The 15,439-nt window shown below is 42.5% G+C and carries 21 protein-coding genes; 16 read left to right on the top strand and 5 right to left on the bottom strand.

Annotated features, from left to right (window positions below; genetic code table 11):
• Window positions 1–23 precede the first annotated feature (23 nt).
• The 10 genes from BLR82_RS05680 (at window position 24) to BLR82_RS05640 (ending at window position 6,034) form a co-directional block, all read left to right on the top strand.
• Window positions 24–206: a hypothetical protein gene (locus BLR82_RS05680; protein ID WP_074597983.1), complete on the top strand. Its 183-nt coding sequence runs from the start codon at window positions 24–26 to the stop codon at window positions 204–206.
• A gap of 2 nt (window positions 207–208) precedes the next feature.
• Complete coding sequence (locus BLR82_RS05675; protein WP_074597982.1) at window positions 209–445, top strand: hypothetical protein; 237 nt, start codon at window positions 209–211, stop codon at window positions 443–445.
• A 377-nt stretch (window positions 446–822) separates the two neighbouring features.
• Window positions 823–1,374, top strand: a complete 552-nt coding sequence (locus BLR82_RS05670; protein WP_074597981.1) for a GNAT family N-acetyltransferase — start codon at window positions 823–825, stop codon at window positions 1,372–1,374.
• Window positions 1,375–1,401: 27 nt separating this feature from the next.
• The gene (locus BLR82_RS20555) at window positions 1,402–1,632 is read left to right on the top strand and encodes an alpha/beta fold hydrolase (RefSeq protein ID WP_083334719.1); all 231 of its coding nucleotides are present in this window, start codon (window positions 1,402–1,404) and stop codon (window positions 1,630–1,632) included.
• A complete protein-coding gene (locus tag BLR82_RS05665; protein ID WP_083334718.1) occupies window positions 1,623–2,174 on the top strand; it encodes an alpha/beta hydrolase in 552 nt (183 codons plus the stop codon). The genes BLR82_RS20555 and BLR82_RS05665 overlap by 10 nt, the downstream gene beginning before the upstream one ends.
• Window positions 2,175–2,237: 63 nt before the next feature.
• The gene (locus BLR82_RS05660; RefSeq protein ID WP_074597980.1) at window positions 2,238–3,473 is read left to right on the top strand and encodes an MFS transporter; all 1,236 of its coding nucleotides are present in this window, start codon (window positions 2,238–2,240) and stop codon (window positions 3,471–3,473) included.
• A 20-nt stretch (window positions 3,474–3,493) separates the two neighbouring features.
• Window positions 3,494–4,039 (top strand): Rossmann-fold NAD(P)-binding domain-containing protein, encoded by a 546-nt coding sequence (locus BLR82_RS05655; protein ID WP_074597979.1) that lies wholly within the window; start codon window positions 3,494–3,496, stop codon window positions 4,037–4,039.
• A gap of 23 nt (window positions 4,040–4,062) precedes the next feature.
• On the top strand, window positions 4,063–4,959 hold the full coding sequence (gene cidR / locus BLR82_RS05650; protein WP_074598290.1) for a cidABC operon transcriptional activator CidR: 897 nt from the start codon (window positions 4,063–4,065) through the stop codon (window positions 4,957–4,959).
• A gap of 168 nt (window positions 4,960–5,127) precedes the next feature.
• Window positions 5,128–5,679, top strand: a complete 552-nt coding sequence (locus BLR82_RS05645) for an acyl-CoA thioesterase (RefSeq protein ID WP_074597978.1) — start codon at window positions 5,128–5,130, stop codon at window positions 5,677–5,679.
• Window positions 5,660–6,034 carry a hypothetical protein gene (locus BLR82_RS05640; protein WP_074597977.1) on the top strand — a complete coding sequence of 125 codons (375 nt, stop codon included), beginning with the start codon at window positions 5,660–5,662 and terminating at the stop codon, window positions 6,032–6,034. Before BLR82_RS05645 ends, BLR82_RS05640 begins: the two co-directional genes overlap by 20 nt.
• Window positions 6,035–6,100: 66 nt before the next feature.
• Here BLR82_RS05640 and dacB read toward each other — a convergent pair whose 3' ends face one another.
• Window positions 6,101–7,615 carry a D-alanyl-D-alanine carboxypeptidase/D-alanyl-D-alanine endopeptidase gene (gene dacB, locus BLR82_RS05635; RefSeq protein WP_074598289.1) on the bottom strand — a complete coding sequence of 505 codons (1,515 nt, stop codon included), beginning with the start codon at window positions 7,613–7,615 and terminating at the stop codon, window positions 6,101–6,103.
• 245 nt (window positions 7,616–7,860) lie between these two features.
• On the opposite strand from dacB, the gene BLR82_RS05630 reads away from it, so the two are divergent.
• From BLR82_RS05630 to BLR82_RS05610, 5 genes are all read left to right on the top strand, one after another.
• A complete protein-coding gene (locus BLR82_RS05630; RefSeq protein ID WP_074597976.1) occupies window positions 7,861–8,649 on the top strand; it encodes an alpha/beta hydrolase in 789 nt (262 codons plus the stop codon).
• 211 nt (window positions 8,650–8,860) lie between these two features.
• Complete coding sequence (locus tag BLR82_RS05625; protein WP_074598288.1) at window positions 8,861–9,400, top strand: GNAT family N-acetyltransferase; 540 nt, start codon at window positions 8,861–8,863, stop codon at window positions 9,398–9,400.
• A 24-nt stretch (window positions 9,401–9,424) separates the two neighbouring features.
• Window positions 9,425–10,087: an HAD family hydrolase gene (locus tag BLR82_RS05620; protein ID WP_074597975.1), complete on the top strand. Its 663-nt coding sequence runs from the start codon at window positions 9,425–9,427 to the stop codon at window positions 10,085–10,087.
• Window positions 10,088–10,257: 170 nt separating this feature from the next.
• Window positions 10,258–11,145, top strand: coding sequence for a TetR/AcrR family transcriptional regulator (locus BLR82_RS05615; RefSeq protein WP_281242163.1), 888 nt, complete (start codon window positions 10,258–10,260; stop codon window positions 11,143–11,145).
• Window positions 11,145–12,620, top strand: coding sequence for an MDR family MFS transporter (locus BLR82_RS05610; protein ID WP_083334717.1), 1,476 nt, complete (start codon window positions 11,145–11,147; stop codon window positions 12,618–12,620). Before BLR82_RS05615 ends, BLR82_RS05610 begins: the two co-directional genes overlap by 1 nt.
• 136 nt (window positions 12,621–12,756) lie before the next feature.
• Here BLR82_RS05610 and BLR82_RS05605 read toward each other — a convergent pair whose 3' ends face one another.
• Together BLR82_RS05605 and BLR82_RS05600 are read right to left on the bottom strand one after the other, a co-directional pair.
• The gene (locus tag BLR82_RS05605; RefSeq protein WP_074597972.1) at window positions 12,757–12,957 is read right to left on the bottom strand and encodes a Spo0E family sporulation regulatory protein-aspartic acid phosphatase; all 201 of its coding nucleotides are present in this window, start codon (window positions 12,955–12,957) and stop codon (window positions 12,757–12,759) included.
• Between the two features lie 396 nt (window positions 12,958–13,353).
• Window positions 13,354–13,506, bottom strand: a complete 153-nt coding sequence (locus BLR82_RS05600) for an aspartyl-phosphate phosphatase Spo0E family protein (RefSeq protein WP_074597971.1) — start codon at window positions 13,504–13,506, stop codon at window positions 13,354–13,356.
• 171 nt (window positions 13,507–13,677) lie between these two features.
• On the opposite strand from BLR82_RS05600, the gene BLR82_RS21265 reads away from it, so the two are divergent.
• Complete coding sequence (locus BLR82_RS21265) at window positions 13,678–14,067, top strand: hypothetical protein (protein WP_074597970.1); 390 nt, start codon at window positions 13,678–13,680, stop codon at window positions 14,065–14,067.
• Between the two features lie 131 nt (window positions 14,068–14,198).
• Here BLR82_RS21265 and BLR82_RS21260 read toward each other — a convergent pair whose 3' ends face one another.
• Complete coding sequence (locus tag BLR82_RS21260) at window positions 14,199–14,492, bottom strand: hypothetical protein (RefSeq protein WP_245693651.1); 294 nt, start codon at window positions 14,490–14,492, stop codon at window positions 14,199–14,201.
• An 8-nt stretch (window positions 14,493–14,500) separates the two neighbouring features.
• Window positions 14,501–15,412 carry an MFS transporter gene (locus tag BLR82_RS05590; protein ID WP_245693650.1) on the bottom strand — a complete coding sequence of 304 codons (912 nt, stop codon included), beginning with the start codon at window positions 15,410–15,412 and terminating at the stop codon, window positions 14,501–14,503.
• Between the last annotated feature and the right edge of the window lie 27 nt (window positions 15,413–15,439).

Below are 15,439 nucleotides of genomic sequence, written 5' to 3'. Positions count from 1 at the left end.
AAACGGCATAAGGAGGAGATCGATTGAGCTCGAATGGTAACTTAATTATACCAGCTGGATTGTTTATCGGATTAGGCTTAGGCGTGTTATTTCACAATCATGCCGCAGGGATTTTCATCGGTTTAGGTGCGGGATTTTTGTTACGCTTTGTATTTTCTTTATTTGAAAATAAACTAGCGGATAAACAAAATATCGAGGGAGATTAAAAATGAAATTAAAGGCTGTAAGAATAATTCTCATTTTAACTGTCATCGGCACTTCAGGCGTTAACCTACTGTCTGGTAACCCTGACTTGCTCCCATTTACGATGGTTGCGGGAGCAGCTTTACTTTTAGTGAATGGAATAAGTGATCTTACCAAATCCGATCCGACTAACTGGGGGTATATGAGTTTGGCGGCGTCTCTGTTTTTATTAATCGTATCCATTGAAGGATTTTTAAGTTAGATTCTTTTTTTTTATGAGTTACTCCTCACTTTTGTATAAACGATGGTACCATTCCTTACTCTGTTTTAGGTATTCTTTGCAAGGTGGGTGTAACTACTTCTCGCTGCGGAATTATACTACGCTTTCTGCGGGCGGCTGGTATGCCTCTTTGTGCTTATACTCTGAGGGGGCCTCACCGTGGCTTTTCTTCCCGCAGGTCAGATGTTCTAGGTGGGACGAGTAATAGCAGTTCCAAGGGAAGGACCAAGACTCTCAATGGGAACAGATGGAAAAATGAGTAGATTCTAGTCATACAGAAGATATGGATAGCAAACTAACAAAAAATTTGTAGTGCCCTCTTTCCCGTTGTTTGACCTTGACTAAAAGGAGAGACTTGATTGAAAAATATTAGAACCAAAACAAATCGACTAACCATCCGGCCGTTGGAAAAGCTGGATTACGATAACTGGCTGAGACAATTCAAAGCTAGACAGCCGTCCAGGCATAAATATGACCAAGGGAAAGTGGATATGAGTGAATGTACGGAAAAATGGTTTGCAGGATTAGTGGAAAAGCACCAGGCTCTTGCAGCCGCGGATGATGCCTACATTTTCGGGGTATTTCGAAAAGCGGATGGCACGCATCTCGGGATGATTGACTTTTCCACTTATGAGAGGGGCACATTTCAATGGGGCAGAATCGGCTACACGATTCATAATCACTTTTGGCGTCATGGTTATGGAAAGGAATCGGTCAAGGCTGCCCTGCAAATGGCGTTGACCGATTTGGGGTACCACCGGATTGAAGCCCATATCAACTTGGATAACAACCCGTCGATTAATCTCGCTATAAGCTGTGGGATGGAGTACGAATGTACCAGAAAAGGATTTATTTATGAATTCGATCAATGGACAGACAATCTTGTTTATTATATCAATGCTAATGGATAGGATATATTCTATTAGGAGGAACCGATAATGCCGCATTGTTACATAGAAGGCACTGCGTTTTATTACCAGAAAATCGGACAGGGAATGCCAGTGTTGATGCTTCACGGATTTGGTCCGGACTCAAGATTGATGAGCGGTTGTATGGAACCAGTTTTTGAAAGACGGAGTGGATACCAGCGGGTTTATGTCGACCTACCTGGGATGGGAAGGACAAAAGGGAGGCCCGGGTCCGAAAGTGCCGATAGCTTTTGGAATTGATTATTGGATTTGTGGATGAGGTCATAAAAGGGAAGCCGTTTTTAATTGCTGGGGAGTCTTATGGTGGGTATCTGGCCCGCGGACTGCTGGAACATAGACGGAAACAAATTAAAGGCGCTGTGTTTATTTGTCCTGTTATTTTTCCTGAAAGGCAAAAACGGACCCTCCCGGAAAAGATACATGTATGCCGAGATGAAGTGTTTCTTCAATCACTTGATCGTGGGGATAGGGAAGCATTCACAAGAGAAAACACAGTGCTTAACCGTAAAACATGGGTACGTTTCCGAGAAGAAATATTGGCGGGACTGCGGATGGCCGAAGGGGAGTTCCTTGCTAATGTCCAGGACAACTATCATTTCACTTTTCCAATTTGTTTTTTTCTGAACCAAGTCTGTTTTTATTGGGAAAGCAGGACGCCGTTGTCGGTTACAAGGATGCGTTCAAACTGGACTGGATATTTCCACGCAGTACTTTTGTTGTACTGGGACGGGCCGGACATTATTTGCAGATCGAACAAGCGCAATTGGTTGAAGTCCATATAAATGAATGGCTCGACAGGTTGGAGGAAGTGTACAGGCAGCATTCAGATTGAAGGGAGGAAAGGGATGCAAAACAAGAAGACAAAAATAAACGCAACGCTATTGTTAGCGGGAGTGGGAATTTCTTCTTTTGGGGACTTTGTTTATTTGGTTGCCATCAATGTTCTCGTTCTCCAGTTGACTGGTTCGGCGGCCGCTGTCGCAGGGCTATGGATAATGGGTCCTGTTGCTTCTATTTTGACGAAATTCTGGTCTGGAAGTTTGATAGACCGATTGAACAAACGGAGGTTGATGATTCTAACAGATGTTTTTCGCGCTTTGTTAGTAGCTGTCATTCCGTTTCTCAACGCTATTTGGCTTATATACATTTGCTTGTTTTTCCTGTCTGTAGCCAAGGCATTCTTTGAACCAACGTCTATTTCATATATAACCGGAGTGATACCAAAACAGCAGCGGAAACGATTCAATTCTTTCCGCAGTCTGGTCACCTCCGGCGCTTTTTTAGTCGGTCCTGCCATTGCTGGGGTGTTGCTGATGGTGACGACAGCGAGCATCGCCATCTGGATTAATGCCGTTTCTTTTTTGCTTTCCGCCTTATTTTTGAGCTGGCTGCCAAATCTGGAACAGAAGGAAATTACTCCTAAAACGTTTGCTTGGAGATTCCTGAGAGATGACTGGCAGCAGGTCATCGATTTTAGTAAAAAACAGCGGTACGTCATGTCGATTTATTTGTTTGCCCAATTATTCATGGTGGTCGCATTGGGAATGGATGCGCAGGAAGTCGTCTTTACGCAGCAGGTACTTGGTTTAACAGAGGCAGATTTTGGATTGCTTATCAGTATCACAGGAGCGGGATCTATCGTCGGGGCAGCTACCATATCGTTTCTTGCAAAGAAACTATCGATCCGGCTGTTGGTTGCCAGCGGCTATCTACTGGTTGCAGCAGGTTATTTCATTTATGCATTTTCCTTTTCTTTTTGGTCGGTGGCTGTCGGATTTATTATTCTTGGATTCTTTAATGCTTTTTCGTCTACTGGTCTCCTGACGTTTTACCAAAATAATGTACCTTTATCAATCATGGGCAGAATCACCAGTGTGTATGGTACCTTACAAAGTCTGTTGCAAATTGTGTTTATTTTGTTGATTGGATTTACTGGAGACTTGGTTCCGTTACGTTATAGCATTATTGCTGGTTCTTTATTGACTGTGGCCTTGAGTGTCGTCCTGACAGTATTGGTTTACCAGCCTTCCCAGTATCGGCACTTTGCGGAAGAAGCAGAAGCTGCCGAAAAGGCCTATTAAATAAATAGGGAGCTGATTGGATGAATGAAAAACACGCTTTGGTCGTCGGTGGAACAGGCATGTTGGCAAAAGTGACATTATGGCTGGCAGACAATCATGCCAACGTCTCCGTGATTGGCAGAACGCAAAAGAAACACAGGCAATTGTTAGAGAGGGCAAGTGACCCGGCACGGCTTCACAACATTGCAGTGGATTATCACGATTTGGGCGCACTGGAAACCAAACTGAAACGGGCTATGGATGAACATGGACCGATTTCAGTCGTGGTTTGTTGGTCGCCCTTTTATCCTGCTGTTGAACGGATTGGTCGGGTGATTTCCGAAAGGACAGACAACTGGCAGCTTTACCATGTAAAAGGGAGCAGGCGATATTTTGACGATGAACCATTAAGGGTGCCTGCATCCTGTCTATATCGAAGTATTTACTTGGGATTTGTCTCCAATGGAAATCGATCAAGATGGTTGACACACGATGAAATAGCTGCTGGTATAATAGAAGGTGTGAAGAATGATGAAGATAGAGCTGTCGTCGGGACGATCCATCCTTATGAGAATCGCCCTCGCTGAATGGAAGAATTGAGGTGCATACCGTGGATATCAGACATTTAAAATACTTTATAGAGGTTTGCCAGTACAACAGTTTTACTCGAGCCGCGGATCATTTATATGTGACGCAGCCGACTATCAGCAAGATGATTAAAAACCTTGAAGTGGAGCTGGGTGTTGAGCTTTTTGATCGATCAAAAAAGCAGTTAGAATTGACGGATGCAGGTCGGATTATTTTGGAACAAGCCCACACAATCGATAAGGCGTTTGACAATTTGCAAACAGAATTGGATGATCTATTAGGATTGCAAAAAGGGCATATTCGTATCGGTTTACCTCCTATCATGGATGCCGATAAGTTTATTCGACTTTTAGGTGACTTTCATCAACTGTATCCACAAATAACCTTTCAGCTTATAGAAAACGGGACGAAAAAAATCGAGGAAGATATTTATAATGATGAGTTGGATGTGGGAATAACCGTGTTGCCGACAATGGAAGAAGAATTTCATTACTTTTCTTTCATGAAAGAAGAATTACGAGTAGTAATCCCTGAATTTCACCCGCTTGCTTCCAGAAAGCAAATAAAATTAGAAGAATTAAAGGAGCAGCGTTTTATATTGTTCAACAAGGATTTTGCGCTGAATGATCAAATTTCAGAGGCCTGTAGGAATGCTGGATTTATTCCCCGGGTAGTAGCTGAAAGTTCCCAATGGGACTTTATCGGGAAAATGATCGCGACAAATTTAGGCATTTGTATTTTGCCATATAGTGTGTCACAGCTTCTAAAAGAAAATGTAAAGACAGTAAAAGTAGTTAAACCGACAATTGAATGGGACTTAGCGGTCATATGGAGAAAAAATCATTACTTGTCTTACGCAACAAGAGAATGGCTGGAATTTACCCAGGAGCGATTGACATTAGGAAACATCTCTGAATAGAGGTGTTTTTTTTGTGGGCATTTTACAGAAGCAATGAGTTACTCGTAGGGACTGAAGCGATTACATAGATAAAATCTATCTTTACAATAAAAAATATCCATTTTACGAATCCTTTCCGGCAGTCTTACACTCAATAGGAACACAAAAAAAGAAGGAAGGATCGATCAAATGATTGATGCAAAAAACCCAAAAGAAAGCTTGATCGTCAATACGGATCAAGTAATGATTAACGATCTGAATAATTATAATACATTGTTTGGCGGCGTGTTGATGAAAAAATTGGATAACAACGCTACCTTGTCGGCGCGACGTCACGCCAGAGTCAAAGAATGTGTGACCGCTTCGACAGATTCTATTGATTTCCTGCACCCAATCCATCAGACCGATTCGGTTTGTGTGGAATCTTTTGTTTCTTACACGGGCAATAAATCGATGGAGATCTTTTGTAAGGTCATTGCAGAGGACATGCTTACAGGTGAGCGCAGGATGGCGGCAACGGCATTCTTAACGTTTGTTGCACTTGACGAAAACAAACAGCCAATTAAAGTACCAGAAATCATCCCGGAAACCGAGGAAGAAAAGTTTCTTTACGAGTCAGGCAAAGAGCGTGCAGAAATTCGTAGACAACGTAGAAAGCATAGCAAGGAACTAACGGAAAAAATCGGCATAAGAAAGCCATGGGAAAGAGGAGTGAAGATGCATGACCAGGAAATTAGCTAGTTTGACAGAAATCTATCAGGCTAAAGAGGATATAGAGCAATTAAAACAGCAGAAACCGGAACTGTATGAACAGCTTCTTCACGTGGTGAGCCTTACAAGACAGCTTCAGATTAAATACGGTTATCTGGGTTCCCTATTGATGGAGGAAAACACACCAAAGTATCAGCCGAAATTTGTAAGGGAGTCCGTTCTCAGTCTTTATCTTGAAGAAGTAGAAAAACTGAAAAAACGTCAGGATATTGAGTTAGTGAGGGATATCATCGAGAGGAACCACCGGGTAAGCGAATCGAAAATATGCCTATTATTGCTTGGAGCCAAGCCGGAGCTGCTTCAAGGATCCATGATTATGAATTAAGAAAGAAATTTGAAGGATAGAAAAAAATAAGCTGTTCCCCATCCCCTGCAGGAACAGCTTATCTTTTTAGAATTCATGCTTTGCAAGTGTCACGGCAATCTCGTCTTCGATAGCAGTGATACCAGAACTTGCTCCTAAATAATTGTTTATCATAATGGAAAAGATTAGTTTTTCTCCATCTTTGGCTGTAACATAACCAGTCAGTGTTGAAACACTATTCAATGAACCCGTTTTTGCTTTCACGTTTCCTTTTGCAGGCTCTTCTTTCATCCGCGAACGGAGGGTTCCACCGACCAAGCGATCGGAAATACCGGCCACAGGGAGTGATTGCTCCCAGATTGGAAACCAGCTTTTTTCTTGGGCGTTGTACAATAATTGGGTCAGACTATTGGCAGGGATATAGGTTTTATGCGACATACCTGATCCGTCACGCAGTTGAACAGTACTGGTATTCACACCCAATTTTTTTGCAACTGTCTCGGTCACCTGCAGACCCTTTTCCCAGCTTCCTTCCCCGTGCGCTATTTTCCCCATTTCCTTTGTCAAGATTTCTCCGTGTCCATTGTTGCTTAACTTCATAAAAGGAATCAGCAGTTCGCGTAAAGGCATGGATTTCTTTTCGGCAAGCATCGTTGCTTGCTTTGGGGTTTGACCGAAAGAAACATCTGTTTTACCGATAAAATGAATGCCCTGTTCTGCCAGCGTACGCTGAAAAACATTCAATGTATAACCGGTGGGCTCCCATACAGAGGACCACGATTTAGAAGTGGAGCCGTTTAATGGCATACTACCTTCAATGAGTATTTCGTTTGTACCGTGCTGGCGTGTAATGGAAATATCCTTCGACTCATCTCCAGCAACCATACTGGTCTGGTTGTTGATTGTTAGGTAGTCATTCTTAGGTGTCATATGGACGTTAGCAGGCTCTCCAATTTGATCCGAAGGTGTTACCTCGACAATGACCGTTCCGGCATCATAATCAGAATCAGGAGACAAGGTAAGAGCAGATACCTGGGCACCGGTGTAGAACGGTTCATCCGACCAATTTAGGTCTTCAGACAAACGGACGTCATCATACCAAGTGTCATCACCAACCAGCTTGCCTTTAATTTTGTGAATGCCCTTTTTATGCAATTCTACTGCAAATTCCCTTAAGTCTTGTTCCAGTAATGTCGGATCCCCTTTCCCTTTGAGATAGAGATTACCATGTAGTACATTGCCTTTTACTGATCCATCAGTCCATACCTCTGTGGTAAATTGGTAGTCAGGTCCCAAAGTTTCCAAGGCCGCAGTGCTCGTCAATAATTTCATATTGGAAGCAGGACGTAACCGTGTATTACCGTTTTGTGCATAAATCAATTCACCCGATTTGGCTTTACGGACGCTAACACCTGTCACAGTACCGATGAGTTTATCATCTGCCAGAATTTCATCTAACTTTTGTTTTAATGTGGTTGGCTCTGCTGTTTGGCTTAGAGGAGGATCTTCAGAAGCGGTGAGCTGGAAATTGATCGTTTGTCCGGTTAACGGAAGGAAGACTAGAATTGCAAATACAAGCAGAATTAAGGTACGCTTTTTCATAATAGACAACCTTTCACATCCTCTCTTAAATGTTTGAATAGTTAAATAATAATAGATTTATACTCTAATATGGTGAATTTTCTGGAAAACAATTCCGATTACCTAGTTGGATGGAAGCTCTTATGGCTTTTGCAGGAGGAATATAGTTATAGTCTTGATTCAGCCTATTAAAAAAGTGTGGGAAAAAGAAGTGCTTTCTATACAATCGTTGATTGAAAATACAAGACCGAAAAGGAGAGAAGGCGTTGGAAAAGAAAAGAGGATTATTCCCAGGTGTAGAACAGATCGAAATCGAGTCCGGCAAATATGAACATTACAAGCTGATGTTGTGTGTTCCGGATCAGGAAGTACCGTTAGAAGGATTTCCAGTACTTTACGTGTTGGATGGAAATGCTTTCTTTCACACGGTTTGTGAAATGGCACGCGTGCAATCGCATAAGTCAGACAAAACCGGCGTTGTTCCGATGGTTATAGTCGGTCTGGGCTATCCGACAGAAAAGGACTTTGATCCAGCATACCGCCTCCGAGATTATACGTTTCCGATTCAAACCGGAAAAGTTCCACCCCAATTTTCTGATTATGAAAATGGACAGGCGGAAGCTTTTGCAATGTTTATTGAGTTAGAAGTAAAACCGTTGATTTCAGAGCAGGTATCCATCAATACACAGAAGCAGGCGCTGTTTGGCCACTCACTTGGGGGATTGTTCGTCCTTTATTCACTATTCAACTATCCTGGTTCATTTCAACGTTATGTCGCATGCAGTCCGTCATTATGGTGGGATAATCGAGGAATCTTCCGTTATTTTGAAAGATGGCAAAATAGGATGAAACGAACAACAATGGATACGGGGATTTTTCTGGCGGCCGGATCATTGGAAAGAGACTTCATGCGGGAAGACGTCAGGCAGCTCGCCGATAGGTTTGCTGAATTGTCTCCTTCCTTGTTTTCCGTCTATCATGAGGCGGAAGGTGAAAACCATATATCCGCTGTCCATAGCGTGATAAGCAAAATCCTCCGTTTTGTTTCCTTCTGAAGGATTCCGGATCAATAGGTCTGTTATCCCCGGGAAGAGGAGTGGAAGTCAGAACGCTCTTTCTTTTGGTCTCTTCTCGTTTTTCATACGAAGAAAAGAAGAGAAAGTCTACGAAGTTAAATGCAGTAGATATAGTATGTGCTGAAGTGAATGACAAACTTTAAGGCGAATTCAAAGGAGGGAGCCTATGATTCATAATGAGGAAAACCTGTTGCTGGAGGGAAAATACATTTATTTGCGTCCATTCGAAACGGCAGATGCAGCTCAAACACTGCAGCTGCAAAAAAGGAACAAGAGATTTTTTGAGCGTTTTTCGATGACTCGGAGTGAAGCGTATTACACCTTATCTGCTCAACAGAAGTTAATAGAATCGTTTCGTGAGAAAAGAGAGGCAGATGAAGAGTATCACTTTGGAATCTACCAAAAGAGCGATCATTTGCTGGTAGGGACCATTCAGTTGTTTCAAGTTGTGCGCGGTTCTTTGCAAAGTTCATTTATCGGTTACTTCGTTGATAAGAATTACAATGGAAAAGGGTATGCCTCAGAGGCGGTGAAACAAATAACTTCCTATGCATTTGATGTATTACAATTACACCGAATAGAAGCAGGAGTAATGCCGCACAACAAGGGATCAATCCGGGTCCTGGAGAAAGCGGGTTTTCACCGGGAAGGGATAGCCAGAAAAAATGTATTCATTGACGGGAAGTGGGAGGATCATCTTGTATTGGCTCTTCTTAACCCCGCAGATTAGATTTCCAGACATGGGGGGTGCAATATGATACAGGCTGTTCTGTTTGATCTGGATGGCACTATGCTGGATCGTGAAAGGAGCATCCGGTTATTCATCCAAGGTCAATATGACCGGATGGAGGACTATTTACGACATGCGGATAAAGAAGAGTTTATCGAAGCTTTTATGAAATTAGACGCCGGCGGATATGTTTGGAAGGACAAGGTGTATCAGCAGCTGGTCAATGAATTTTCAATTAAATCTGTTTCCTGGCAGGAATTGCTGGATGATTACATAAGCCAATTTAGACACAGCTGCATCCCTTTTCCAAACCTTGTAAGCGTCCTGGAAACCTTGAAAAATAAGAGGTTAAAGTTAGGAGTTATCACAAACGGCCGTTATCCTTTTCAATTGGATACAATTAAAGCCCTCGGTGTCGAACGTTTTTTTGATTTGCTGCTGATTTCAGAAAAAGAAGGGATCAGGAAACCGGACCCAGCTATTTTTCACAGAGCTTCAAAGCAACTGAACGTTCCGCTGGAAAAATGTTTATTTGTCGGCGATCATCCGAAAAAGGATATTGCTGCAGCAGGAAACACAGGGATGGTTACTGTTTGGAAGAAAACGACCGGCGATAGCGCGAAAGAAGCAGACTATACTATTCGACATTTGGAGGAATTGCTTGAGATAGAAGTGGTGAATAAATAAATCATGGAAATGAGGCTAGGAACAAGGAGCAGAGATACATCTCCTTGTTCCTATTTTTTTATCTGAATAGCCCTTTGTTGACAAAAAGCATTATGTGTCATAAGATAATCCTCATGATAAAATGACCAAGTGGTTCTAAAAGGTAACCAGTTGGTTTTGGGGGGAGACAGATCAGTAAAAAGCAGGTTTTAAAAGAGGCGGCAAACCGGCTATTCGCGGAAAAAGGATACCATATGACCTCCGTACAGGAAATAGCTTTTGAGACAGGGGTTTCCAAGGGCGCTTTTTATAAACATTTTGCTAGTAAAGAGGCGTTATTAATTGAATTGGTTAAGGACACCCACAATAAAATGTTTCGAAAAGCCGATTCCGTTCAGATTGGCGGGGCTTTGACCGGAAAGGAATTATTAAAAAAGCGAATAGAAATCGAGCTCGAACAAACTCGGCAAAACAGTTCGATATTCTTTACATTGTTCAAAGAATTTCCACCCGGGGAATCAAATGAAATTTCTCATATGATGAAAGAGTTCCATATGAAATTAATACAGTGGCATAAACAAAGTTTAATCGAGGCATTTGGAGACAGTCCTGCGATTTGGGATATCGTCGTCATGTTTGAGGGGATATTGAAAGAGTATATTTATCTGCTAGTATTCAAGCAAACCCAAGTGCCGGTGGACCGATTGGCTCATTTACTGACAGATGTTTTAGAAGCAATGATTAATCGGGCGAAAAATCTGCAACCCATTCTCAGTGAAGAGACGGTCTTACCGGATAAACAGACTGATAATCCTGCCATCTTGAAGCAACAGCTGCATAAACTATTAGAGGCTGTCAGACAAGAGGCTGAAACACTTGTTGTATCGGACAAAACGAAGAATAATACATTAGCGGCTCTGAATCATCTTTCGGATGAAATACAAAAAGACAAGCCGCAGACATACTTGCTTGATGCATTACTTCATTATTTAAAAAGGCAGGATTCTATCATAGGCAGTATTCTGCAAATCGAGCATACACTTAACAGATTATTGAGGGAAGAAGGAGAAGATAGATAATGGAAGAACAAAACCAACAAACAAGCCAGCCCGATATAAAAATCGGTCCGATGCTAGCCGTCATGTTAATCGGTGCATTCGTCGGTTTATTGAATGAAACTTTGCTGGCAACCGCATTGCCATCCATTATGGCTGATTTCGGCATTACAGAAAATAAAGTGCAATGGCTCACGACCGCTTTTCTATTAACGAACGGGGTAATGATCCCGATTTCCGCTTTTTTAATTGAACGATTTACGACAAGGAAGCTGTTCATGACTGCTTTCAGTATTTTTGGATTGGGTACATTGATCAGCTCCCTGTCCCACGTATTCCCTTTACTACTAACGGGCCGGGTTATTCAGGCCGCTGGATCGGGAATCATGCTTCCGTTGATGATGACCGTCATATTAACCGTTATCCCGAGAGAGAGACGTGGTGCCGTTATGGGGATGGCGGGAATCGTGATCTCGTTTGCCCCGGCAATCGGACCGACGCTGTCCGGCTGGTTATTGGAATACTTTGCATGGAGGGCGCTGTTCTATATTGTGCTGCCCATCGTGATTTTAACCATTGTATTTGCTTACTTTTCAATGAAGAATGTCACTAGATTAACGAAGCCTAAGATCGATATTTTGTCGATTATCATGTCATCTTTCGGTTTCGGCGGATTGTTGTATGGATTCAGCAGCGCTGGGGAAGATGGCTGGAGCAGCTCCAAAGTACTTATTTGCTTGATTGGCGGTGCTATCATCCTGGGGTTATTCATATGGCGCCAGCTAAAATTGGCCACCCCGCTGTTACAATTCAAAGTATTTAAATTCAACATTTTCAGTCTATCCCTGGTCATAACCATGATCGTATTGATGTCAATGATCGGTGCAGAAACATTGCTGCCGCTATACATGCAGAATTTACGTGGTTTTACACCACTTGAGTCCGGCCTGATGTTGCTTCCGGGCGCGGTTGTGATGGGAATCATGTCGCCGATTACAGGGATGATGTTCGATAAATTTGGAGCGCGTTGGCTTGCGGTTCCTGGTTTGGCTATCGTTGCAGTCACAACCTATGTTTTCACAAACTTGTCAATGGAGACTTCGTTTACGATGCTTGCCATTGTGTATGCTGTCCGTATGTTCGGTTTGGCGTTAGCCATGATGCCGGTTATGACTGCCGGTCTGAACCAAATTCCAGATGAATGGAATGCCCATGGTTCAGCAATGGCGAACACGATGCAACAGGTGTCCGCATCGATTGGTACTGCTATCCTTATCACAGTGATGACAACTGCTTCCAAAAACTATCAGCCGGATATGTCTTCCCTGGCAGGACTATCCCAGGCGGATGCCAAGCAGCAGGTAGCCAATAGCGCCTTGTTGCATGGCTATAATAGCGCCTTTTTGTTTGCTTCCATTCTTGCTTTGGCTGGGATGCTGCTGGCATTGTTTTTAAATACGAAAAAAACTGCCGAGAAAACGACGGCAGCAGAAAAATAGCAGTAGCGGCATACTTCTGGGAGTCCGGAGGTATGCCGTTTTTTTTACACGGGAAGATAGAAGAGGGGATAGCTTGATCGAGATTGACGAATAATGGTGGTTCCTATATTTTCAGCTGAGGATGTTCTAGTTTTATCTACTCTTTTTCCTGTGAACGCCGGAATGGCCTGCAGCCGTATCGATCTCCGTACTTTTCCATTCGCCAGCGGACCACCACCTCGTGCAACTCATTGGTAAGGCGAAGCAATTCCTCATCTGACAAACTGTGCGATTTTTCATAAACAACATACATTTCCATTCTTAGCTGTTCCATCTTTTGTTCTAGCTGTTTCAACATAATACTTCTCTACTTTCTTATGTAGATTGATTCATTACCCAACTTTTACAACAATAGCTTATCTTTTTTCCTCATAGACTTGTCGTAAAACCTTGTGTCTCGAAATGAAAAATTGAAAGGACTTTTGTTTGTAAAGCAATTTTATTTTCCATTCGGTACAGCAGTATCGCCTATGGGGAGCTGGTAAGAAAAAAGTTGTTATCTGACATTGTATTATCAAGGAAACTTCACTCCTATTCAAGGGAACGTGTGTTCTTATTGTATAGGAACAGCAGTGAATAGGCAAGCATACGATAGACTTATTTTAAAAGGAAGCAAAAAAGAAAGTAAACATGGTGTGGGACGGTGTTAATCTTGAGGATTATACAGGGTCTTGGAGTTTTCGAAAAAACCGATTTAGTGAATGGACTTTGTTTTTTGGAATTCATTGAGCAGCTTATCCAGCGCCTGGGAAATTTTTAGGACCTCTTTCCCGTCCGGCTCATTGCTATAGGCTTTATACATCTTCAACCTTAATTGCTCTATCTCTCTTTCTAGATCTTTTTTCATAAATTATACCCTACCTTATCTATCATTCTATTGAAATAGTATCTTTTTTTTTGAATTAATTCAATTAATATTAGTACCTTTTTCACAAAAATTCCTTTATTTGGATATAGAAACGAAAGTTAGACGGATGACATACAATGAGAAGTAACCATAAGGAAGGAGGTTCAGAATATGTATCATCCATGGCAGGTACCTTCGAATCAACCAGTCGAATGGTGGGAAAGGGGACAACTGGATACGCAGCCAGGTACTCCTGGTTTTCCTTCATTTCCGCCACCGACGCAACCGCCGGGAGGCACTCCACAGGCGGGACCCCCTACAAGTCCCCCGCCATCTGTGGTACCGCAGCAAGCACCATTTCAAACCTATGCGGTCGACCCAGGAGGAATCCGCGGCTGCTTATTCCGTTTCACCTATGTTTGGCTGGAAGGTTTTGAATCCTTCTGGTATTATCCTACCTTTGTCGGTCGCCGTAGCATAGCGGGTTACCGCTGGACTGGATTCCGGTGGGTTTACTTTGGAATTGACTTGAATCGGATTGAATCATTTCAATGCTATTGATGAGGAGCACCCACCTAAGGGCCGGTATGAAGGATTTTCCTTCACCGGCTTTTTTTCTGATTTTAAAGAGTTCGACTATTACTTTCTGTTTAAGAGGGTGGGCAGCATTTTTGGGAATTTTTTAAAGCGGTTCAGGAACTGATTTGTGATGTCGTTGTTCCGTTTCTCTCCGACGCATTTCTTCCAGTCAATCGACTGAAAATGATAATGGTGATTACTCCCATTAAAAGAAATGCAAACGTTAAGACAGAAGTTGGCAGGAAATTGCTGAGAAAAATAAACAAACCGGCAATCACAGCGCCAAGAATTGTCATCAACCCAAATACAGCCATGTAAGTACTTCTTGCATGGTCTGGTACCATGTTGGCAAGCATTGTCTGTTTTACTGGAATGTGCAGCAATTCTCCCAAAGTAGCAAAGAACATGGCGGCAATCAGCACAATGGCTGAATGGTGAAAGCTGAGTACAGTATATCCAAGGAAGCAGTCAAACAGACAACCAAAATAGTATTTTCAGCTTTCAATATCCCTAATAAATTGATACCATCTGCCTGGAACGGCAAGAACGGCACCAACTGTCTCGCTTCCGGTATGTCTTCTGCCAGACGAAGCCCGATGTAATTAGTCAATTGTTCCTCTGTCGCGACGATAAGTAAGTTTGCCAAAGTGAATGCGGCAAAAGTTTTGTGTCTCAAGACGCTGAAATAAGTTCTGACTCCATTTCCCAAATCTTTTTGAGGAGCTGTCTTCTTATGATATTTGGAAGTATCGGGTTGAAACGACTCCTTGATAAAGAAAACGGTCATTCCGAGCGAAATCATGGTAGCAGCTGCTACACCTAAAAACAGAAGGAAATGATGGTCCATGAATAGGAAGGCACCGGTAATCCCCCCGATAGATATGGCAAGGTTTTGCAACCAATAAGAAAATGTGTAAACTGCTTTTCGGTTTTCCGGATTACTTTCATCGATGATCATCGCTTGGTAGGCAGGGGTCGCTGACCCGAGAGAAAAATGAATGATGACAAAGAGAACAAAGGTGAAATAAGGAAGGCTCAGCCAAGGGGAATTGACTGCTGCCACGAATAGAAAGCCGCAAAGCACGATTGTTTCAGAAAAGACTATCACCGGCTTTCTTCCATTCTTATCTGACATGTACCCCCCGGTAAAGGAACCGGCGATATTAGCTGCCATTACGCTCAAAAACATAAAGCCCGTCACTATCGTTCCCAGCATATTCGAGAAAAAAACGACAAGATAAGGAGTAACCGCCGCATTAGCTGTTGTGGTGATAAATTGAAGGACTAACCGAATTTGAATGGTTCGGGAAAAAGAAAAAAAGTTCATGATTCGTTCTCCTTTTTTGATTGATTA

This window comes from Sediminibacillus halophilus, from assembly GCF_900103695.1.
GTDB lineage: Bacteria > Bacillota > Bacilli > Bacillales > Amphibacillaceae > Sediminibacillus > Sediminibacillus halophilus.
This window is presented reverse-complemented; position numbering and strand designations above follow the sequence as displayed.